The sequence below is a fragment of the Fibrobacter sp. genome, from assembly GCF_017551775.1.
GTDB lineage: Bacteria > Fibrobacterota > Fibrobacteria > Fibrobacterales > Fibrobacteraceae > Fibrobacter.
Genome location: NZ_JAFZKX010000100.1, coordinates 1 through 21,757, shown reverse-complemented (window position 1 = coordinate 21,757; position 21,757 = coordinate 1). Strand labels below are relative to the sequence as shown.

Annotated in this window: 22 protein-coding genes; 17 read left to right on the top strand and 5 right to left on the bottom strand. The window is 54.5% G+C overall.

Going from position 1 to position 21,757, the window contains the following annotated elements; genetic code table 11:
- Positions 1-63: 63 nt before the first annotated feature.
- The 10 genes from rpsP to IK012_RS11910 all read left to right on the top strand — a co-directional run bounded on the left by rpsP (position 64) and on the right by IK012_RS11910 (position 8,086).
- Positions 64-501, top strand: coding sequence for a 30S ribosomal protein S16 (rpsP, locus tag IK012_RS11955; protein WP_290954923.1), 438 nt, complete (start codon positions 64-66; stop codon positions 499-501).
- A gap of 114 nt (positions 502-615) precedes the next feature.
- Entirely contained in the window at positions 616-1,197 is a 582-nt protein-coding gene (gene rimM / locus IK012_RS11950; protein WP_173379699.1) for a ribosome maturation factor RimM, read from the top strand.
- A gap of 4 nt (positions 1,198-1,201) precedes the next feature.
- Positions 1,202-1,906 carry a tRNA (guanosine(37)-N1)-methyltransferase TrmD gene (trmD, locus tag IK012_RS11945; RefSeq protein WP_173383369.1) on the top strand — a complete coding sequence of 235 codons (705 nt, stop codon included), beginning with the start codon at positions 1,202-1,204 and terminating at the stop codon, positions 1,904-1,906.
- Positions 1,907-1,922: 16 nt separating this feature from the next.
- Complete coding sequence (rplS, locus tag IK012_RS11940; RefSeq protein WP_088636839.1) at positions 1,923-2,270, top strand: 50S ribosomal protein L19; 348 nt, start codon at positions 1,923-1,925, stop codon at positions 2,268-2,270.
- A gap of 25 nt (positions 2,271-2,295) precedes the next feature.
- The gene (locus IK012_RS11935) at positions 2,296-3,210 is read left to right on the top strand and encodes a cyclic nucleotide-binding domain-containing protein (RefSeq protein ID WP_290954919.1); all 915 of its coding nucleotides are present in this window, start codon (positions 2,296-2,298) and stop codon (positions 3,208-3,210) included.
- Positions 3,210-4,139 carry a cyclic nucleotide-binding domain-containing protein gene (locus IK012_RS11930; protein WP_290954917.1) on the top strand — a complete coding sequence of 310 codons (930 nt, stop codon included), beginning with the start codon at positions 3,210-3,212 and terminating at the stop codon, positions 4,137-4,139. Before IK012_RS11935 ends, IK012_RS11930 begins: the two co-directional genes overlap by 1 nt.
- Positions 4,140-4,302: 163 nt before the next feature.
- Entirely contained in the window at positions 4,303-4,671 is a 369-nt protein-coding gene (yajC, locus tag IK012_RS11925) for a preprotein translocase subunit YajC (protein WP_290954915.1), read from the top strand.
- A 22-nt stretch (positions 4,672-4,693) separates the two neighbouring features.
- Entirely contained in the window at positions 4,694-5,233 is a 540-nt protein-coding gene (gene def, locus IK012_RS11920) for a peptide deformylase (RefSeq protein WP_173379694.1), read from the top strand.
- A 46-nt stretch (positions 5,234-5,279) separates the two neighbouring features.
- Entirely contained in the window at positions 5,280-6,761 is a 1,482-nt protein-coding gene (locus tag IK012_RS11915) for a SpoIID/LytB domain-containing protein (protein ID WP_290954912.1), read from the top strand.
- Positions 6,758-8,086, top strand: coding sequence for a MiaB/RimO family radical SAM methylthiotransferase (locus tag IK012_RS11910; RefSeq protein ID WP_290954910.1), 1,329 nt, complete (start codon positions 6,758-6,760; stop codon positions 8,084-8,086). The genes IK012_RS11915 and IK012_RS11910 overlap by 4 nt, the downstream gene beginning before the upstream one ends.
- Before the next feature lie 328 nt (positions 8,087-8,414).
- Here the strand turns inward: IK012_RS11910 and IK012_RS11905 are convergent, their stop codons facing one another.
- Complete coding sequence (locus IK012_RS11905) at positions 8,415-11,135, bottom strand: fibro-slime domain-containing protein (RefSeq protein ID WP_290954908.1); 2,721 nt, start codon at positions 11,133-11,135, stop codon at positions 8,415-8,417.
- 267 nt (positions 11,136-11,402) lie between these two features.
- On the opposite strand from IK012_RS11905, the gene IK012_RS11900 reads away from it, so the two are divergent.
- Positions 11,403-12,023: a hypothetical protein gene (locus IK012_RS11900; RefSeq protein ID WP_290954906.1), complete on the top strand. Its 621-nt coding sequence runs from the start codon at positions 11,403-11,405 to the stop codon at positions 12,021-12,023.
- A gap of 176 nt (positions 12,024-12,199) precedes the next feature.
- Here IK012_RS11900 and IK012_RS11895 read toward each other — a convergent pair whose 3' ends face one another.
- Positions 12,200-13,072 carry a DUF3078 domain-containing protein gene (locus IK012_RS11895; protein WP_290954904.1) on the bottom strand — a complete coding sequence of 291 codons (873 nt, stop codon included), beginning with the start codon at positions 13,070-13,072 and terminating at the stop codon, positions 12,200-12,202.
- Between the two features lie 160 nt (positions 13,073-13,232).
- Here IK012_RS11895 and IK012_RS11890 point away from each other — a divergent pair, with 160 nt between their 5' ends.
- Positions 13,233-13,775 (top strand): hypothetical protein, encoded by a 543-nt coding sequence (locus IK012_RS11890; protein WP_290954903.1) that lies wholly within the window; start codon positions 13,233-13,235, stop codon positions 13,773-13,775.
- 241 nt (positions 13,776-14,016) lie between these two features.
- Here IK012_RS11890 and IK012_RS11885 read toward each other — a convergent pair whose 3' ends face one another.
- Positions 14,017-15,288 carry an argininosuccinate synthase gene (locus IK012_RS11885; RefSeq protein ID WP_290954901.1) on the bottom strand — a complete coding sequence of 424 codons (1,272 nt, stop codon included), beginning with the start codon at positions 15,286-15,288 and terminating at the stop codon, positions 14,017-14,019.
- A 44-nt stretch (positions 15,289-15,332) separates the two neighbouring features.
- Positions 15,333-16,331, bottom strand: a complete 999-nt coding sequence (locus IK012_RS11880; RefSeq protein WP_290954896.1) for a hypothetical protein — start codon at positions 16,329-16,331, stop codon at positions 15,333-15,335.
- A gap of 126 nt (positions 16,332-16,457) precedes the next feature.
- On the opposite strand from IK012_RS11880, the gene bioB reads away from it, so the two are divergent.
- The 4 genes from bioB to IK012_RS11860 all read left to right on the top strand — a co-directional run bounded on the left by bioB (position 16,458) and on the right by IK012_RS11860 (position 20,281).
- Positions 16,458-17,438, top strand: a complete 981-nt coding sequence (gene bioB / locus IK012_RS11875) for a biotin synthase BioB (RefSeq protein WP_290954891.1) — start codon at positions 16,458-16,460, stop codon at positions 17,436-17,438.
- Positions 17,439-17,512: 74 nt separating this feature from the next.
- Positions 17,513-19,195: a hypothetical protein gene (locus IK012_RS11870; protein WP_290954879.1), complete on the top strand. Its 1,683-nt coding sequence runs from the start codon at positions 17,513-17,515 to the stop codon at positions 19,193-19,195.
- 272 nt (positions 19,196-19,467) lie between these two features.
- Positions 19,468-19,920, top strand: coding sequence for a hypothetical protein (locus IK012_RS11865; protein ID WP_290954868.1), 453 nt, complete (start codon positions 19,468-19,470; stop codon positions 19,918-19,920).
- 4 nt (positions 19,921-19,924) lie between these two features.
- Complete coding sequence (locus IK012_RS11860) at positions 19,925-20,281, top strand: hypothetical protein (RefSeq protein WP_290954865.1); 357 nt, start codon at positions 19,925-19,927, stop codon at positions 20,279-20,281.
- 96 nt (positions 20,282-20,377) lie between these two features.
- Here IK012_RS11860 and IK012_RS11855 read toward each other — a convergent pair whose 3' ends face one another.
- Positions 20,378-20,842 carry a low molecular weight protein-tyrosine-phosphatase gene (locus IK012_RS11855; protein ID WP_290954862.1) on the bottom strand — a complete coding sequence of 155 codons (465 nt, stop codon included), beginning with the start codon at positions 20,840-20,842 and terminating at the stop codon, positions 20,378-20,380.
- A gap of 47 nt (positions 20,843-20,889) precedes the next feature.
- Between IK012_RS11855 and IK012_RS11850 the strand changes: the two genes are divergently transcribed.
- The gene (locus tag IK012_RS11850; RefSeq protein ID WP_173379055.1) at positions 20,890-21,573 is read left to right on the top strand and encodes an NlpC/P60 family protein; all 684 of its coding nucleotides are present in this window, start codon (positions 20,890-20,892) and stop codon (positions 21,571-21,573) included.
- The last annotated feature ends 184 nt before the right edge of the window (positions 21,574-21,757 follow it).

Below are 21,757 nucleotides of genomic sequence, written 5' to 3'. Positions count from 1 at the left end.
TCTATATTGCCTTCGCAAAAAAACAACAACCCCCGGTTTCCGGGAACCCCAAAAGAGGTTAAAATGGCAACTGTTATCCGTCTCGCTCGCTTCGGCAAGCGCCACAACCCGATCTACCGCGCCATCGTCATCGACAACCGCAAGGCTCGTGACGACAGCTTTATCGAACAGGTCGGTTTCTACAACCCGAACATGAAGAAGGCCGAAATCCGTTTCGACCAGGAAAAGGTTCTCAAGTGGCTCTCCGTCGGCGCCCAGCCGTCTGACACCGTCCGCAACCTCCTGAAGCAGGTCGGCATCCTCGACTTGTTCCACGAGATCAAGGCCGGCCGTTCTATCGAAGGCAAGACCGCTACTCCGCGTGCCGAAAAGAAGAAGGCCGTGAAGCTCGGCCCCAAGGCCCTCGCCAAGATCGAAGCCGAAAAGGCCGCCAAGGAAGCCGCAGCTGCTGAAGCTGCTGCTGCCGCCGAAGCTCCGGCCGAGGCTCCTGCCGAAGCCTAATCATGCGCTTTTAAAAAGTCCTGTGCCCCGCGCACGGGACTTTTTTTATCCCGCAAAGCAACCGCAAACCCGTAGCCTTTACATCCACCAACCGATTCCTACCGCCTACCAGAAATGTCCGACTCCCAGGAATACATAACCGTCTGCCAGCTCATGCGCACGCATGGCGTGAAAGGGTACATCAAGGCGATGCCCCTGACTCACGACCTCACGCGCCACAAGAGCCTCAAGGACGTGCGCCTGAAGAAGACGAACGGCGAGGAACTGGACCTGCGTATCGAGGACTCGAAACAGGCGAACGACATCTGGCTCCTCAAGTTCGAGGGCTACGACACACCCGAATCGCTCGTGCATTTCGTGAACGGCGACGTGATGATTCCTGAATCCGAGAGGCTCCCGCTCCCCGAGGGCGAGTACTACATCGACGACCTGGAAGGCTTCCGCGTCCATACGGAAGACGGCCGCGACATCGGCGAGGTTCTCTCCGTAGAAGAACTCCCGACGGTCAACGCGTTCAATATCAGGTTCGACGAGGAGTTCCAGTCCGAATTCAGCAAGAAGCCGGTCTTCGCCCCGTGGATTGACGACTGCGTGCTCGATATCGACGACGAAGGCGAGTTCATCGTTTGCGACGCGGCCTACCTGAAGGCGCTCTGCCCCGAGGACCACAGTTCCGAGGCGAAGGCGGAGGGCTAGCGCGATGGTCATCGACTGCATCACCATATTCCCCGAGATGTTCACCCCGATGAAGCAATCCATCATGGGGCGCGCACAGGCGAAAGGGCTCCTGGAATTCAACACCGTCTACCTCCGCGACTTCGCGATAAACGACTACGGCCAGGTGGACGACGTGCCCTACGGGGGCGAACCGGGCATGGTGCTCCGGCCCGAACCGCTCGCCGCCGCCATCCGCAGCACGGGCGTGAAGCAGGACGGAGGCAAGGTCATCTACCTCACGGCAGACGGCGTGCCCTTTACGCACAAGATCGCGGAAGAACTCTCGCACGAAAGCCACCTGGTGCTCGTGTGCGGGCACTACAAGGGCATCGACGACCGCATCCGCCAGACCGAGGTCGATATGGAGATTTCCATAGGCGATTTCGTGGTCAGCGGCGGCGAATTGCCCGCCATGCTGGTGACCGATGCGGTAGTGAGGCTCATCGACGGCGCCCTCGGGAACCGCGAAAGCGGCGATACCGACTCGTTCGCCCAGGGCGTACTGGGATGGCCGGTCTACACCCGTCCGGAGGAATTCGAGGGCAAAAAGGTGCCCGAAGTGCTCCTTTCGGGCCATCATAAGAACATTTCTGAATGGCGGAAGCAGGAATCCCTGAAAAGAACGCAGGAAAGACGCCCCGACATCCTTGAAAAAATCAAATTAAATGCTAAATTTGGCGACAAATAATTAAGAGGTACACATTATGTCCCTGAACATCGAAGCAATCCATAGCGAAAACGTGAAGTCCGATGTGCCGGCCTTCCGCGCTGGCGACACCGTCACTGTCAACGTCAAGGTCATTGAAGGCACCAAGGAACGTATCCAGCCGTTCAAGGGTGTTGTCATCCAGCTCAAGAACTCGGGCGTTTCCAAGACCCTCACCGTCCGCAAGATGTCCGGCTCCGTTGCCGTTGAACGCATCTTCCCGGTGAACAGCCCCCGTATCGATTCCATCGTTCTCGACCGCGCCGGTAAGGTCCGCCAGTCTCGCATCTACTACATGCGCAACCTCCGCGGCAAGGCTGCCCGTATCGAAGAACGCGAAGCCTAATCAGGCTTCAATGGGTCTTTTCCCGATGAACACGGGGAATTCCCGACAGCAGATTATCCCGCCCACGCGCCTCCGCGTGAAGGCGGGTTTTGTTGTATACTCTCCGGACTCCGGCAACCGCGAACTGGTCATCCTGGATGAAGGCGAACTCGTGGCCGTGGACAAATCCCACGACAGCCGCGAAATCAAGTTCCGCATGCACGCGGGCAACATCGTCGGCGTGGCCTCCCTCTTCGAAAACGAACCGTTCCGCTACACCCTCGAGGCAACCGAGGACTCCTCGGTCACCATTATTTCCGAGGACTGCCTGGAATCCGAGCTGAAGAACATCCCCATCTGGCTGCTCGCGACCCTCAAGAACCTTTCCCAGAACACGCGCCTCCTGAAGGAATCCGCACACCGGACTCCCGTGGAGAACACGCTGATGAGCCTCGCGGAATACTGCGCGCATCTCGAATCGGGCACCAAGTACCCGGTCGACACGCTCATCCGCGAATTCAACTGGCTTACGCGCATCCCGCCGGTGACCATCAAGGCCGACCTCAAGTCGCTTTTGCGTCGCCGCTTCATCGGGCTCTCCAAGAACGGCGAAGAACTGCTGATGCAGGTCCACAACGCGACGCTCATGCAGATATTCTCGGACTACCTCTACGCCCGCGAAGAAGGGCTCGTATGGGAACCGCTCCGCCTTAGCCTCCCGCAGAAGCGCATCCTGGTGCACCTCACCACGATCAAGAAAGGCGTCGAGATGGAAGCGCCCGAATGGATACGCCTCCTCAACGATAGGGAGCTGCCCATCGACGTCGCGCAGTGGATTACGCTGCAGGATCTCGGATGCTTCAAGCAGGGGCTTTCGAACAAGTTCCACGTGGACATGGAAAGAATCGAATACTACCTGACGGCGATACGCTACGATTCCAACCTGAGGGGGGCGGTCTGATGTTCGTCAAGGAAGGCGAATACCTGTTCCTCGAAGGTGACAAGGGCACAAGCCTCGTCATCGTCAAGTCGGGCATGCTGGTCGGCATGTCCAAGCAACTGCGACAGAGGCACTGGCGCAACTTCGGGCCCGGTTCCATCATCGGTGAATTCTGCCTGCTCGAAAGCAAACCCAGGGAATACACGCTGCGCGCGGCGGAGAACAGCGAAGTCCTGTTCATCGAGCAGAAGGCGCTCCAGCGGGAACTCGAGCACAAGCCGGGCTGGTTCCAGTCCACGCTTTCCTTCCTCGCCAATCATTGCCACATCGCCGAAGAGAACCTGAAGAAGAGCAAGATCGTGCAGGCGCTCCCCGCACTGCTTTTCCTGTTCAGCAAGCACCTCGTCGCGAGCGGTTCAGACAACATAGCGCTCGCCACCCTCCAGAAGAAGATGCTCGTGCTGAACAACACCGAGTTTTCCGAAACCGAGAGACTCCTGCAACTGCTCGAGGAATTCGACATTCTGAAAATCGAAGGCGAGACCGTCCGCGTGCCGAACCTGCAGATTATTCCGCTCCTGTACGAGGCGCTCCGTTACCGTGCGCTCAACAAGCAGGTATCACCGGACATCCTTTCCATCACCGAACAGCTCGTGCTCACGGCGTTCGTGAAGGCGGTCAAGGAGAACGGCATTTCCATCCGCGGCAACAAGGCGACCGTCCCCACCGAAATGCTGAAGGCAGAAGCCAAGAAGGCGATGCACGGCGGCACCCTCACGCGACGCATCATTGCGCCGCTCATCGCAAGCGGAATTCTCGAGGCCACTCCCGCAGGCAGACAGTCCCCCGTACTCGACGACACCGATTCGTTCACTGCGGATTTCTACCACGTCATCGACCTGCTCGAACTCAATCGCATCTTCCCGCTGCTCGACAAGAAGCTGGTATAGCGCCGAAGGCGCTAGTTTACAGTTACTAGTTATTAGTTACTAGAATTTCTAGCATCAAGAAGCCTCTTGAAATCCACGATACTAGGAACTCGGAACTTAGAACTAGAAACTCTTTTTCTATATTTACCCCGTAACAAAAATTCACCTTAAAACAAGGCTTAATATGAAACTTTCCGCACTCCTCGTGACCCTTTCCTCCATCGCCGCATTCGCCCAGGAAGCCGCTCCGGCCGACCAGCAGGGCGGTGGCGTCATGAGCTTCCTCCCCATTATCCTCCTGTTCGTCGTGATGTGGCTCTTCTTCATCCGCCCGCAGAGCAAGGAAAGGAAGAAGATGGAAGAAATGCGCAAGGCCCTCAAGAAGGGTGACAAGATCATCACCACGGCCGGCATCATCGGTACCATCACCTCCATCGAAGACAATTCGAACATCATCACCGTCCGCACGGGTTCCACCACCTTCATCGACTTCGACAAGTCCGCCATCGTCCGCGTGATGAACGCCGAAGAAAAGACCGAAGAAAAGAAGTAATCCGCGACAAGGAACGAGATAAATGGCGATCCTCCCTATCCGCATTTACGGTGACCCGGTGCTCCGCAAGAAGTGCGAGCCGATTACCGAGATTACCCCGGAACTGCGCCAGTTGGCACAGGACATGCTCGAAACCATGTACGACGCACCCGGGTGCGGCCTCGCCGCCCCGCAAATCGGCAGGAACATCCGCCTGGTCGTCATCGACACGGCCATCCCCGGTGAAGAGGATCCGCGCCCCTATATCATGTTCAACCCGGAATGGGAAGCAGAAGAAGACGCAAAGCCCACGGACTACGACGAAGGCTGCCTCTCGCTCCCGGATATTTTCTGCAACGTCGTCCGCCCGGACAAGGTTTGCGTGCGATTCTTCGACATCAACGGCGAACCGCAAGAAATCCACAACTGCGAAGGCCTCTTCGCACGCTGCATCCAGCACGAAACGGACCACCTGAACGGTGACCTGTTTGTCGACAAGATTTCTACCGCCGACCGCACGCTGAACCAGTCCAAGCTCCGCAAGATGGCGAAGGAAACCCAAGCCAAGCTGAAGAAGAGATAGGGCGGCTTCGCCGCAGTTGTTAGTCACTAGTTACTAGAATTGCAGGTTGATTATCGCTCGTTCAAAACTCTTCTGGTTCTGCCTGTTCGCATTCTCGGCGATAACTTTCGCCGATGATTTCGAGCTGCCGGATTTGCCGGAGCCGCCCCAGGCTGCAACCGAACCGACCAGCGACGCGATAAAAGAAAGCGCAACGCTAGAAGAGTTACCAGCTAAAGAAGCAGTTAAAGACGTGTCTAAGGATGCGTCTAAAGATGTTGCTAAAGATGCGCCTAATGACGTGTCGGCAAAAAATGTGCCGGAGCAATCCGATTACGACGCCCCCGTAAACTTCGCACCCATCGAAGCGACAACGCTTTCGGAATCAAAGACGGAACAGCCCTCGTCCAATCCCCCCAGGCAGCAGGGCAGCAAAGCTATCGTCCCGAAGAAAATTCCCGAAGAATTGAACCGCCCCCTGCAAGTAGGCGTGTTTATCGGCGTGAAGGAACTCTACCTGAAACTCGAAGGCGAGACCATCCACATGACGGCGGCGGGCAACAAGGTGAAGTTCCAGGGCAAGGAAAACTCCGCCACGCTCGACCACAAGGAAATTCACGGCGAGGGGAAATGTGTTTCCATCGCGCCGACCCTCCGCAAACTTTCCACCTCGTGCTATCCGGGACACTTCTACGTGAGCGCAAACAAGGGGCTCGTGAACGCGGTGAACATCGTCGACGTGGAAGACTACCTGCGCGGAGTCGTCCCCTACGAAATCGGCAAGCTCGACAACAGCAGGTTCAGCGCCCTCGAATCGCAGGCCATCGCCGCACGCACTTACGCCTACAAGCACTTCGGCAGCCGCGAATCCATGGGATTCGATGTGTACGCCGACACCAAGGACCAGGTCTACAAGGGACTCGCAAGCGCCACGCCCCTCACCGACAGCGCCGTAAAGGCGACTCGCGGCATCGTGATGACGTACGGCGGGCAGTTCATCATCGCCTACTACCATTCCACCTGCGGAGGCGAAACCGAGACGCTCGCCACCTGGGAACGCCCCAACCTGCCCTACCTGCAAAGTAGGCCCGACCTGCGCAAAGACGGAACGCCGTGGTGCAGCGAATCGAGCTACAGCAAGTGGGAACGCAAGTTCGACGACAAGGAACTGGAATCGCTCGTAAAGAAGAACGGGAAAGAGGCGAAAGCGAAAGTTCCCGACTTCAAGAAAATCAAGAATATCGCCATCAAGGACACGCTCGCAAGCGGAAGAATCCTCACGCTCGTCGTCGAGACGGACAAGGGAAGTTTCGAAGTGCGGGGCGACAAGGTCCGCTGGCTGTTCAAGAAATCCGGCTCCATACTTCCGTCCTCGTTCTTCAGGATAGAACATAAAAAGCAGGAATGGATCCTGACCGGAAAGGGATTCGGGCACGGAGTCGGCATGTGCCAGATGGGCGTGCGGGGCCGCAGCGCCGCAGGCCAGGACTTCGCTACGATCCTCACCCACTACTATCCGGGAATCACACTGGAGCGATTCGAGAAATGAGCTCCGAAAATCCGGTCTATGCCGTAATCAGCCAGGGGTGCGCCGCGAACTTCGGGGAAGGCGAGCAAATCGCCCGCGCTCTTTCCGCAAGGCATCCGGGCTGCAAGATTCTTTTCCGCCTGCCCGAAGCGAAGACCGCACAGGAATCGCCCGCGGCACAGGAGGCGCCAGACTCCATTTATCTGAACGTGTGCACCGTAAAGGGCAACGCGGGCGCGTTGAAACTGTTGCGAACCGCGTCCGAAATGTTCCCGGGCGTCCCGCTGTTCATTACGGGGTGCGCCCCGAAGGACTTCCGCGAAGATGCGCTGAAGGTTGCGCCGCAAGTCATATTTACGAGTCTAAAGGAAATCGCCCCTCTGGAGCAAAACGAAGCCTCCGCGACAGAGTCTATGGATGCTATCGTGGGGCCCAGCACACTCCGTGAAACGCCCTATGTGGGCATCGTGAACATCGAAGAAGGATGCCTGGACGCCTGCGCCTTCTGCAGCACGCACCTCGTGAAGGGACGCCTCCGGAGTTTCGCCCCCGAAGGCATCGTCAAGCAAGTCGCAGGCCTCGTGAACGATGGTTGCCTCGAAATACAGCTTACCGGGCAGGACTGCGCCTGCTACGGATTCGATACCGGAACGAATCTTGCGGAGCTCACGCAACGCATCCTCGTGCACGTTCCCGGCAATTACAGGCTGCGCCTCGGGATGGGAAACCCGCGACACATGATAAGGTATGCGGACAGCCTTCTGGACTGTTTCCGCGACGAACGTGTCTACAAGTTCGTACACGTTCCCGTGCAGAGCGGAAGCGACCGCACACTGAAAGCGATGAACCGCCGCCACACGGCGGAAGACTTCCGGAAAATCGCCCGCATGTTCAATACCGAATTTTCGCGCTTCACGCTCAGCACGGACATCATCGTCGGTTTCCCCGGCGAAACCGACGACGATTTCGCGGAAACGATGCGGCTGCTCGAAGAAACCCGCCCGACGGTATGCAACATCACCCGCTTTGTGGCGCGCCCCGGCACGCCCGCGGCACGCATGGAACAGGACTCCTCGCTCAGGGTTCCCGATGCAGTAAAGCACGAACGCTCCGCCATCCTCTTCGACGCCTTCCAGAAAATCGCTCAGGAAAACAACGCCCTCTGGATAGGCGATACATGCGACGTCGTGGTCGAAAAGCCCGGCCACCGCGCGGGTACGACCATCGCGCGGAACGAGGCCTACCGCCCGGTAGCCCTCGCCGGCGACATTCCCGCTGGAAGCCGCCTCAAGGTGCGCATCACCGGCGCAGAAGCCTTCGCATTATTAAGCGACCGCTCGGTCTAGAATCAGAAACACAAGTGCTGGGCTGGCCCTCGCTTTCGCAACCACGCCCGGTTGATACCGAGCGTTTGTTGCTCACATAGGCGACCGTTCGTTCGTTGTCTAGGGAACTGAACCTCCGGTTTCTCCCTCACTACCCCCGCAAGGGGGGCCATGTCCACGTAAGCGCTGAAGCGCTAAGTGGCCAAAGGTCGCAACCACGCCCGGTTAATACCGAGCGTTTGTTGCTCACAGAGGCGACCGCTCGGTCTAGAATCAGCAAAACCGCGGTTTCTCTCCGCATACAGAAAAAGCCCGGCTTAGCCGGGCTTTTCGTTAAACTGTTCGCACCTTACTTATTCGTACGGCGGTAACCGCGCGTGGTCGTGAAGGATGCACGCTGGTACGGAGCATCGATGAACTGGAAGCCGCCACCGCCCATGTAGGCGCAGTACTTGTAAGCTTCCTTAATAATGGACACCTGGTAGATGTACGGACCAGTAGCAATCTTGCGACCCTGCTGAGAAACCGGGTACATCTTCACGGTCACCATCATTTCGCCCACGCCCGTCACTTCGGCATACTGAGAACCATCGGTGCAGGTGTTGGCAGTTGCATTCGCAACCTTCTGGGCACTCACCAACTGCTTGAACACAGTCGTGTCAGTAATGCCTTCGGTGTACTGGCTGATGAAATGGCCGAGATTGTCGAACACGCGCACGTTCACCAAGAACGGCTGCGACGTACGGAACGAAATGCTGGAGCAGCTTTCAATGCCGTTCGCATCGGCATAGCAACGACCGCTTACGGCATTGGGATCACCAGCATCGCTAAACACGCTACCCGGATAAGTACGGTTTCTCACATCAGAATTAGAGCGTCCATCGGCACCAAGCGGCGCCCCAGTAACATCGTTCCAATGCTGATCAAGCCATGCATTCTGATCGCCACCATCAACGAATCCTGCCGGAAGCGGCGTAATCAGAAGTTCTGCAGTGGAGTTCTTCGGAAGTTCGCCACCGTTAGCCTTGTCCGTGAGATCCTTGTTGTCGAATTCCGGACGAACAATCGTAGTATCCTTCATCTCGATAAGCGTCGTCGGGTTCACAAGCAATGTTGCCACAGCCCATTCCGGCGGGAAACTTTCCACAATCTTGCCAGCCTTCGAGGTAATGAAGAAGGACATCGACGAAGTCCACTGGTTGTAGTTTTCGTTCATCTGGTCAATGACCGGATAGTTGAATGCAATCAGGTCGCCCGACTGGATGGACACAATGTTGCCAGCCTTGTCTTTCACGATGCCCTGAATATCGTACACAATACCTTCGGCACCCTTGTCGATGACATAATGGATGTCGGTCACGTACATACCCAAGGTATCGTAGGCAACGCAAGTGGAGGTTGCGATATTGAAGTTAGAGCAATGCGCAATGACGATGGACGGAACCGTTCCACTCTGACCACCAGCCATCATATTAGCCAAAGTTTCATCAGAGAGTTCGGTATTCAAAATAAGGCTTGTCGTTGCAACACCATCGGTAACCGTCACTTCGGCGCCGGTAACCTGAGGCTGACCGTACTTGGTCGGAGCAATTTCGGCAAGGGACGTACGCATGTACATGTTGGAGCCATCGGACTGACGGTCAGCATAGAAGAAGTGCAGGTGGTGCCAGGTGTTGTCGGCCCAGGAACCATCAGCATTCAACTGGCAGTTCTGGCCAGCATTAGTCTGGTGGGCAAGCGGAGGAATGCCGTAGCCAGCAGCGCCGAGCGATGCGTCGATAGAACAACCATGGCCATGCTTTGCAAGCACGGAAATATCCACGCGGCCAGGAGTTGCGAGGTGGGTACCACCGAGGTCCACGACAAGCACGCCGTCCACAAAGATCCACATATCATCGTCACCGGCGAATTCGAAGACTTCGGGGTCGGGCTGGCCAGCCGCATTCACCTGGTTCTTGGAATGATACTTAAACTTGGCATAACCCATCATGGTGAAGCCATAGTTGCGCAAGTGACGGGGACCAAGCACTGCATCCGTATTCGCGGCAGCGACAGCTGCATCCTGGAACCTCGGTCCTCCGTTCAAAAGCCACTGTGTACACAGGTCGGCCGTTTCCGAGCCCATCATGTCCTTCTGGGTAGAAGCGTATTCGTACTGGTACGGAGGGCAGAAAATGGAGAGCGTCTGCGGGCCCCACTGGTCACACTGGTCCGTCGCACAGCACTGACTCGCAGTCAAGGGGTTCGGATCGTTCTGGATACACTTCGTAATTTGCGTGTAGCGGTACTGCGTAGTAGTATCAACGACATCAAGCGGGAAGTAACCACCGTTACTGTAGTTGTAGTCGATAGAATAGATACTCTTCGAAGAACCGGCGATATTGGCAGGCGGGAGCGTGAGAATCGTGTTGCTACGCTTGGCGAAGTCGTTGTTATCGGAATACCACTGGTCGAAATAGGTATTGTCACAGAAGTCCATCGCCTTCCTGATATGCACGCCATCGAGCATGTCGTATTCACCCGACGGGGTCGCATCGAAGTCCAGATAGGATTTTACCATGCCAGGCGTGTAATACACAGGGTTCGACCAAGCGACACCGGCTGCGCTGCACTTCACGCCACTGACCATGCCGTCTATATAGGACTTGTAGCCGCGTTGCGTACGACCATTCACCTGATCCTTGCATTCTCCGTACTGGAGCGTATCGGCAGTGGTCTGCGCCTGCAAGTAAGAAGGCAGGAAGGGGTTGATGACGCTCGGCTTGCCGTCCTGGCCAATCCACGCACCCTGCTTGGAACGCTTGTTTCCGCAAGTGAGGTGCGCCGCAGTTGCGCCGTACCAAACCGCATCGTAGCCAAAAATACCCATATTGAGCATCGATTCGCCACATTGACCGGTAGTCGTAGCACCATGGTTGAGGCACCACTTGCCGCCGTCCTGGTCACCGGTACTCGCATATTCTTCGGAGAAGTTCTCAAAGTCAGGATGGTTCACGGGGAAATCGCGAACAACAATGTCTAGGTTAGCCGCCCCAGCCACATCGGCATTTGCCGGTGCGAAACAGACCAAACCAAAGGATACTGCCGTAAGAGCTAATCCAGATACGATATTTTTTTTCATAAGATCCAATCTCCACCTACTTCGAAAATAGGTCTACAATATTCACCCCTAAATATAAACCAAAATCATCCATATTAATACTTATATTTTTGTAAAATACCCTAAATCTAGGGTTTTTACGGTTTCCCGTGACTCAAAACAAGGACTTTGGACCGCCATCCATGGTCGGTCTGCGTTTTTTTACAAAAAATGCGGTTACAGTTCTATATTTGGGGCATGAACTGGTCCATAATTTTTGCCATCGCCATAGCCCTGCTCCTGCTGCGGGTGGCCTACCTCCGAATCAAAGCAAACAGCGTACACTCCGAATCTTTTAAGAACATGCAGACCAAGGACCAGTTGGCCGTCCTCAAGGAATGCCTGCTGAACAATCCCTCTAGGACGAACATCGAAAATCTCACCGATTTCGTGAAAAAACACGGTCTGGAAGCCAACTTCGAGGAGTACAAGGGGTACACCGAAGCTCAACTCCGGATTACGCGCCAGAAGAACGCCATCGCCGAGGACAACGAACTTTACGCCAAGGAATCCGCCTGGATGGACAAGCTCCGCCCGCTGGAATTTGCCGAAGCCGAAATCGCCAAGTCGAACGGGGACACGCAGGCCTACATCGAGCACAGCCTGGAAGGAATCGCGCGCCTCTATTCGGACGAAGCCATCATGACCGAACTGGCAAAGCTAGTTCCAATTTACGGCAAGGCTTCAGCGCTCATAGATTCTTACCGGAAGCTCATTGAAGCGCGCGACACGAGCGGAGCCGACGACAAATCGCTCGAGGCCCTCCGGAAGCAGCGCGACGCCTGGATGGACGACCTCCTGACCGCAGCCCCAAATTAGAACAAAATAAAGAATCCCCGCCCGAAGGCAGGGATTTAATTTTTTACCAGAGATGTTGCTCACGAATCAAGCGCGAGCGGTCCCGTGAGCCTCCATCGCCGATATTAATCGGCGATGGAGGCGAGAGCGAGCGCTTACCGGAGAAGTTTCTCACGTATCAAGCGCGAGCGGTCGCATTAAAACCAGCGCCAAGTGATGCCGAAGAGCACCATCGTCTTGTACTGCGCGTCAAGAGAGAGGTCCTTGTCGTACGCCATGTCGAAGCCGACCTGGAATTCGATGTACGGGACGAGCGTCACGGCGAGGAGGTTTTCCCACTTGCCGTCGATTTCATCTACACCCTTGAAGTTGATGAAGGCCCACAGACGGGACTTGAAACTTGCGATAGTGTTGAAGGCATACTTGAATTCCGTGATGGATTCAAGACCCGGTTCATCCTTAAACTTCTCGAACTTTTCGGTATCCGGATCGTCCGCGAAGCCGTAGCCATGGGAAATCGTCATGCGGTTAGCAAAACCGAGGCGCTGGCTGAACATTTCGTTCGGAATGTAGGCAAGACCGGCAACCTGAGTTTCGTAAGCCGGATCCATGAAGCTGGAGATGGCCTTCTTCACTTCATTGCCTTCTTCGTCTTCGCTGTAAGAGTAACCAGCGAGGAACTGGGTTTCGAAGCGGTTACCGATGTAGGGCTTCAGGACGTCGGTCATGTTGAAGTCGAGCATGGATTCCCAGAAAATCTTGTCGGCGCTCTTGCGCTGGCCAAGACCGTCGGTCCATGTCTTGCCCAAGGCGAGATTCACGAGGTTACGCCAGTTGGCAACCTTCCACTTGCCCTGCACATCGGCATCATACGTGACGAGCCAAGTGTAATTGGACGTTCCGTCCTGCTGCCAGTTGCTGAAGTTGTAGTAGTTCCACTTTACCGCTGCAACAACATCGGCAGTGAAGTTCTCGGGGAGCCAAGCCTCGAACATGCCACCTTCCGCCATAGCGGGCGTGGCAATTGCACAAGCAGTGGCGCAAGCCAGAAGAAGTGATTTGATTTTCATGTTGTTTTCCTCGTTATGGCCCAGGTTTTTGCCTTCCCGGGCCGGTTTCTTGTTTTTAAAGATAGCACTTTTGTACTTTTTGTAAATGGTCCTGACAAAAGAGCCTGCAAAAAGCGCTTTTTTTTCGAGTAAACGAACGCTGTTTTCTATAATTGAGCCCATGATTACCGCCTTCAAGAAAATTCTCGTCCTCGGAATTGCACTTTGTGCGGTTTTGGCCCATGCCGCAGCGAATGAAAGCGAAAGCAAAGCCAAAAGCGCAAACTCCCCTTGGAAATTCGAAATCGGCGCTTCGGCAGGAACCCTCACTCCGATAATGCTCGATGCGGGCGTCGGCTACAAAGCCCTTCACCTGCACATCGACGGTTTCGGGATACACAAGGGGGCCAACGACTTCTGGTGCGGAATCCGGGGAGGAATCCTATGGCGCATCCCCCGCGACTTGCCGTTCTCCATAGAATTCGGCATCGGAGGCGGATACGAATTCGCGGAAGCACCCAACGAAATTCACAAGGCAGTAAACAAGGCGAACGACGCCAAATACCTCTACCCCTTCAACTTCAAGGAAAGCCTGGACGTCTCCGCCGAGATGCGTATTCATTTGTTCGGATTCTTCACCCAGATAGACTTGCCCGTCTACAACTTCAAGGAACACGAAGCGCCCGACATGCTCTGGCGAATCGGGTACATGGTGGATTTCTAGGGCCTTCGGCCTAGTTACTAGTTCCTAGTTAATAGTTACTAGTGATTGCCGGTTTCAAGAATCTTTTTTCGTCAAAAAAAATCCTCGGTCCACTATTGTGAAACCGAGGATTTTTTTGAAGAATGTCTTTCGAGAGCAGTCTCCCGTGAGCCGTAGGCGACTCGTATCAACGAGTCGTCGCAGGCAAGAGCGAGCGCCAACCGGAGTAATTTAACACCCTAGTTTGGCGCGAGCGGACTCATTACTTCTTCGGGAGCTTCACTTCCTTACCGAAGTCGACGTTGGTCTTGCTGCCGAGCAACAGGGCGCGCGTCTTGAGCGGGAGGCCGTAGCAGCGGATGAAGCCCGTGGCGTCCTTCTGGTCGTACATGTCGACGTCGGTGAATCCACCGAGGCCCATGTCGTAGAGGCTGTAGGGGCTCTTGATGCCGGCCGGGATGATGTTGCCCTTGTAGAGCTTGAGCGTCACTTCACCGGTAACAACGCTGTTGACTTCGTTGAAGAAGGCGTCCATAGCCTGGCGGAGCGGAGTGAACCACTGGCCATTGTACACGAGGTTCGCGTACGTCATGGACATCTTCTGGGCTTCGAACAAAGTCTCCTTGTCGAGCACAAGCTGCTGCAGGCATTCGTGAGCCTTGTACAGGAGCGTGCCACCCGGAGTTTCGTACACGCCGCGGCTCTTGAGGCCGACGAGGCGGTTTTCGACGATGTCGAGGAGACCGCAAGCGTTCTTGCCACCGATCTTGTTCAGGTATTCGAGGAGTTCGACAGCGCCCATCTTCTTGCCGTCGATAGCCACCGGATTACCCTTTTCGAAGGTAATCGTCACGTGATCAGCCTTGTTCGGGGCCTTTTCGTACGTGGCGGTGTGCTTGAGGAATTCGTACTTGTGTTCCTGTTCCGGGAATTCCAGGACGCCACCTTCGTGAGAGAGGTGCCACAGGTTACCGTCTTCGGAGTAAATCTTCTTCTTGCTGATGCCGTTAAGCGGAATCTTGTGGGCGGCAGCGTAGTCGATGGCGTCTTCGCGGCTGTGGAACGTCCACTTCGGGTCCTTCCACGGAGCAATGATTTCGAGCTTCGGATTGAGGGCGGCGTAGGTCAGTTCGAAACGGACCTGGTCGTTACCCTTACCGGTAGCACCGTGAGCAACGGCGTAAGCGCCTTCCTTCTCGGCAATCTTCACCTGGTACTTCGCAATGAGCGGACGGGCGAAAGACGTACCCAGGAGGTAGGTACCTTCGTACTTGGCGCCAGCGCGGACGGTGGGCCAAACGTAGTCTTCGAGGAATTCCTTCTTGAGGTCGAGGACGTAGCACTTGGAAGCGCCAGTCTTGAGAGCCTTGTCTTCGAGGGCCTTAGCGTCCGGGAAGTCGTTCTGTCCGAGGTCGGCAGCGAAAGCGATCACTTCGCAATCGTAGTTTTCCTTGAGCCAGGGGATGATGATGGAAGTATCGAGTCCACCGCTATAGGCGAGGACAACCTTCTTCTTGGATTCTTTCTTAGCCATTTTGAATGTCCTTTAGAAAAATTTTAGACGTGAAAAATATAGAATTAAAAACCGACCGCGACACCCAGGTAACCCGACATTGCCCAGGAATCAACAGACCTGTTGAAGAAACGCTGGAAGCCCGTTTCAACCGAAATCCATGCCGCAGAAAGGCTCTTCTTGGCCCAGGGCCAAATTGCCTGCAAATTATATGCGATACCCGGAGAAATCGTGAGCAACTGCGCTCCGCCGAAATTGTATTCGTACAAGACGTTCGCCGTAGCGCCGATAATATCCCAGAAGACAAGGCCTCCGCCCAAATCTACGCCGATGGAAAAACCGTCCAGCGAGAACATCTTCTCGCAGTCTTCCACTTCCTGTTCGGTCTTCGTCGACACCCCCGGAATCCAGCCTTCCATATCACGCTGGTGCCATTCATCGCGGATATCTTCCAAGTCAGTAGACTCGAACTCGACAATCGGGCTTATATACCAGGACCAACGTTCATGCGGCCTGTGGAAGCGCACGTTCATCCTGTAGCGCTGGTAGCGGACCATCACGTCCGTATCGAGATCCCCGCCGAAAAAGCGCACGTCGACACCCGCACTGATCCAATCCTTATAGAAGTATTCAAGCTGTCCCTGCCACACCCCCAGGCAGTCGCATTCCTCGGTCGGGTTGAAAAGGCCGGCCGCAAGCCCGACCAGCAAGCCAAAACCGGTATACGCGGACTGATGCGGAAGCGGAATGCTTCCTTCCCTGCGCGAGACGGAATCCTTCTTTGCGGAGTCCTGCACCGCCAAAGCGGAATCCTTCGCAGACGTATCTTTTACCGCGGAGTCCGCAGCCACCGTATCGGCAACAACCGTATCCGCCGCCACGGAATCGGCAACTAAAGCCGTCGTATCATTTAGTGCGGCCGAAGAATCAGTTACTAGGGTATCTACCGTGAAGGTCGAAGTATCAAATGCGGCAACTGCCGATGCATCCACAGAAGCGGCAGAGGTATCAGGAGAAGCTACAGCGGAAACATCCTCCACGGCATCAGCCGCGAAAGCGCACATGGCGAAAAAGATTATCGTCAAGAATATCCGCACGACCATAAATTAAAAAAAGAAAGACGCCTTGGTTTTGCAAATACGGGATTTTTTATATTTGGGTGCGAAAAAAAATCAGAAAGGAGCAGAACCATGTCTTTTATTTCTGAACTTAAAGATAAAGTTATCAACGGTTACGAAATCAACCGCGAAGAGGCAATCCGGCTTTTAAGCGAAGACCTCAAGGAACTTTGCGACGCGGCAAACGAAATCCGCGAAAAATTCCACGGCGACGATTTTGACTTCTGTTCCATCGTGAACGCCCGCAGCGGTCGCTGCTCCGAAAACTGCAAGTACTGCGCCCAGAGCAGCTACTACCACACCGGCGCCCCGGAATACAAATTGCTCAGCGCCGACGAAATCGTCGAAGACGCCAAGAAGAAAGAAGCCGCAGGCATCCCGCGCTACTCCATCGTCACCTCGGGCCGTACGCTCTCGAACCGCGACGTGGAGCAGATTGGCGAAGCCATCCGCCGCCTCAAAAAAGAAACGAAACTTTCCGTATGCCTCTCGGCGGGGCTCCTGAACCGCGAGCAGTTCGACAAGCTGAAAGAAGCGGGCCTCACCCGCTTCCACAACAACCTGGAAACCTACCGCAGGCACTTCCCCGACGTATGCACCACGCACACCTACGACGACAAGATTGGCGCACTCCAGAATGCGCTCGCCGCAGGGCTCGAAATCTGCAGCGGAGGCATCATGGGACTCGGCGAGACGATGGAAGACCGCATCGACATGTGCCTTGACTTGCGTAAACTCGGAGTCAAGTCCACTCCGGTGAACGTGCTGAACGCCATTCCGGGCACTCCGTACGAAAACCTCCCGAAACTCACGAACGACGAATTCTGCCGTATAGTGGCGATTTACCGCTTTATCAACCCGAAGGCGTTCATCCGCCTCGCGGGCGGACGCGGCGTACTGGGCGACGACGGCAAGCGCGCCTTCAAGAGCGGGGCCAACGCGGCCATCACCGACGACATGCTCACCACGGCGGGAGTCAACAGTTGCAAGGATTTCGAGCTCGTTAAAGGGCTCGGATTCAAGCCCCACGGTTTTATAGCACCCAGAACATAGCTTTTTTTACAATTCGGGATTTCCAGACAGGCTCGGAATAATATATATTCCGTAATAAGAAGAAGGAGTATCCCATGTTCAAAAACAGCATCCGCCCCGCGGCGGCCATATCCATCGCAACCGCGATGTTTTTCACACTAATCGCCTGTGAAATACCGACCTCTACCGACGACGGCACGACTCCCAGTTTCAGTCTAGGGAACAGTTCCAGCAGCATTTCAGAAAAAGAATCGCCCGAAAGTTCGAGCAGCCTCAAGGAATCCAAGGAAAAGGCCGATACGAACTGCGAAGGCGAAACGGGCAAGCCCTGGAACGGGTCTACGGCCAAGAAATTCGCTTGCGGTTCCGGGTCGGAGGGAAACCCGTATGTCATCAAGACCGCCGAACAGCTGGCAAACCTTTCGTACGTCATCGGAGCAGGCGACGAAAAATACAAGGGCAAGCATTTCAAACTTGACGCAGACATCATCCTCAACGAGGGCGAAATCATCGACAGCGCCGGAATACCGGTCGACAGTTCCGCAGATTTTTTGAAGTGGACGCCCATCGGAAAATCGAATGAAATCCCGTTCACGGGCCACTTCGACGGAAACGGCCATACCATAAGCGGAATGTTCGTCAAAACCAAAGGGACGTACAACGGGCTGTTCGGATACTGCGATTGCACAATCAAGAACCTGACCATTGAAAATTCCTGGATTACCGGTGACAATGTGTCCGGCGGAATCGTCGGCGCCGTTAGCGGCAATGCCGTCCTGGAAAACATCACCGCGAAAGTCAATGTATTCAGCACCTATGAAGAAGCGGGCGGCATCGTTGGCATAGCCGAAGGCACCAGCATCAAGATTAAGAACGTCAAGAGCTACGGGAAAATTCACTGTCAAAAGTTCTCCGGAGGAATCCTGGGGCTCGGCAGCAATGTTGAGATAAAGGATGCCAAGAACTATGCAAAGGTTACCGGCAACCATGGCACAGGCGGCATCGCCGGCGGACTGTACTTAAGCGCAACGGTTTCGAGTACCGAAAATCTCGGGGAAGTCGAAGGATCCGGCAATGTTGGAGGCATCGTCGGGCTTTTCTCTGAAACCGGCACCGTCAAGGAGTCGCGAAACAGCGCAAAGGTCACGGGCAGATACGCCGTTGGCGGCATCATCGGCCAAGGCAAAGACATGTCTGTACGGAGTGTTGCGAACAGCGCAGAAATCAAGGGAAGCGCCCGCACTGGCGGAATTGTTGGCGACGCAAGCAACTTGAAGGCGGAAGACGTATACAATACGGGCGACATCCTCAGCGCGGAAAGTGCCGGTGGCATCATCGGGATGAACCTGAACGGAGTCACGAGGAACGCCTACACCACAGGCAAGAACATAAGCACGCCCGCCAATTTCAAGAACGTGGGGCTCATGATCGGCGTTAACAAAAACACGACGCTCGCCGATTACTACTACATAGAGCAAGAGGTTTCGGACACTACCTGGAGTGCCATCCTGGACGAAACCCCCGTCCTCACGCGAGATACAGTGAGTGTGCTCGCGCCCGATACGGTGGCCTGCTGCACAGACTACCCGATAATCATCCAGCCTTCTTTCGAGATTAAGACATCGAAAATTCCCGCCTTCGGGGCTAGCGACGGCGGAATCGCCCTCGCCAAGACCTCCGAAGAAATGAAGTCGAAGGCTTTCGTCGAACTCCTCGGAGACGCATTCGTCTACGATTCAAACAAGAATGACGGATACCCAGCGCTGAAATGGGAATAAACGAAACTCAAAACAATTAACGGCTTTATTTCCGCGGCGTTACGCTGCGGATTTTTTTTGCGTTTTTTTTTCGAAACACACGTATTTCGACATGTGCAACACATTCTTTGGGCCTGCAAAATGGCCTATATGAAACGCTCTTTTTGATTTTGTACAAAAGAATCAATTTTTCCCCAAAAAAGGGCCTTAAGCGGTATTTGTTTTTACCCCCCGACAAGGTATATTCTTAGTGCAAAAAGCCTTTCAAAACCATTTTCAGAAGGAATATCAAAATGAAAAAACTTCACCTCGGCCTCATATCCCTCACGCTGTTTTTTGCAGCCTGTTCCTTCGACTTCGTCAGCACCACACCTGATGGGCTTTGGGACGAAATGAAACTAAGCAAAAAAGAAATGCACTTCGGTCCCAAGGGCGGCACCGATACGATTTCCGTAAAGAATTACAGTTCATGGTGGTTCAGTTCCGCATGCGACGGCGACTGCGCCAACAACATATACATTCTTCCCGATACTCTAGAAACAGGATATCGTGACATTCACAACATCAATGGCGGCTGGTGGAAAGGTGAAATTCTGGAAGATTCACCAAACAAGGTCGTCATTACAGTGAACAGTCTTGAAACATGTGAGTCCGAAGAGTGCGACAAAAAAACAACCTCAAGAGCGGCCGTTATTACCATGACCGCTGGCGACATATTCTCCAACATTAGAATCTATCAGGAGTAACAAAATGAAAAAACTTCACCTCGGCCTCCTAGCCCTCACCCTGTTTTTTACAGCCTGTTCCTTCGACTCCGTCAGTTCCACACCTGTTGGGCTTTGGGATAAAATGGAACTAAACAAAAAAGAAATGCACTTCGGTCCCAAGGGCGGCACCGATACGATTTCCGTAAAGAATTACAGCTCATGGTGGTTCAGTTCCGCATGCGACGATAACTGCGCCAACGATATATACATACATCCCGATACCCTAGAAACAGGATATACTGATTTTCACAACATCGATGGCGGCTGGTGGAAAGGTAAAATTCTGAAAGATTCGCCAAACAAAGCCATAATTACAGTGAACAGTCTTGAAACATGCTAGTCCGAAGAGTGCGACAAAAAAACAACCTCAAGAAAGGCCGTTATCACCATGACCGCTGGCGACATATTCTCCACTATTATGATTTATCAGGAATAATTATCCGCGAGATATTAGTTTATCTATCATCGCATCGCAACCTGCGTTCACGTCGTCCCAGGTCGCCTGAAAATCTCCGGTATACCATGGATCGGCAACATCCCGCGATTTGCCGGTCCAGTCCATCAACAGAGAAATCTTCGACATGTCGTGATTTGCGCCCAGTATCCAGCGCAAGTTCCGCAAGTTGTTCCTGTCCATGAGTACGATGTAATCGTAGTATTCGTAATCCTGCACGGTCATCTGGCGGGCATGTTTTCCGCTGCAATCGATACCATGAGAATTCAGCATGCGCTTGGCCGGCGGGTACACGGGATTCCCGATTTCTTCGGTACTCGTCGCGGCGCTCGCCACCTCAAAACCTTCGATTCCGGCACTTGCGAGCTTGTGCTTCATGACGAATTCCGCCATGGGACTGCGGCAGATGTTGCCATGACACACGAACAGGATTTTCACTTTTTCCATACCCGCCAAATATAGCAAGCGGCCTTTTTTAATTACATTTCTCAGCAATGGGTCCGTCATCAAAATACGCATGCCTAATGCTGATTCCGCTCTGCGCAGGATTGCTCAGTTGCTCTTTCCCCGTACGCACGGGTTACGACCGGAGCATCGGTGACTACAAGCCCGTCCCCTCATCGAACGAGCAAATAGCGGAAGCTCCGGCTGCGGACGAACAAGTCCAAGAAAACGTCGGCACAGAATCCTCCCCCTCAGGCGAAGACTCCGTAACAACAGAATCCAAACCGAAGCACATGAATTCTGCAGACAAGGCGAGGGCTGCGGTAAAGAAGAAGGAAGCGGAAAAAGCGGCGCAAAAGTCCGCCCCTCCCACAAACTTCGAAGCTTACGCCAAGGGATGGCTGGGCGCAAAGTACGTCTACGGAGCCGCCAGCAAAAACAAGACGGACTGTTCCGGATACGTGATGCAGGTTTACCAAGGCTACTACAAGATTGCACTCGACCACAGCGCGGCAAAAATGTACGACGATTCCCGCGGGAAAAGCGTAAGCCGCGGAAACCTGCGCGAAGGCGACCTGATTTTCTTCGGCAGTTTCTGGAAAATCGACCATGTGGGAATCTACCTCAGCGGAGACCGTTTCATCCACGCGAGCTCCAGCAGGGGTGTCGTCATCTCGAACCTGAACGAGAAATACTACAAGAACAAGTATCAGGGCGCTCGCCGATTTAAATAACAGAAAAAGCCTGCCCCGAAAGGCAGGCTTTTCTACATACCGGATTATTTTCTCTTAGCCCGCTTGAAGCCGAAGGTCTTCGTGGTGTTGTCGGTCGTCTTGATGACGTCGCCCTTCTCGTACGCGGGGCCGTCCTCCTGGACCGTGCTGGTCTCCGCCACGTAGGTCGCCTTGGATTCGAAGT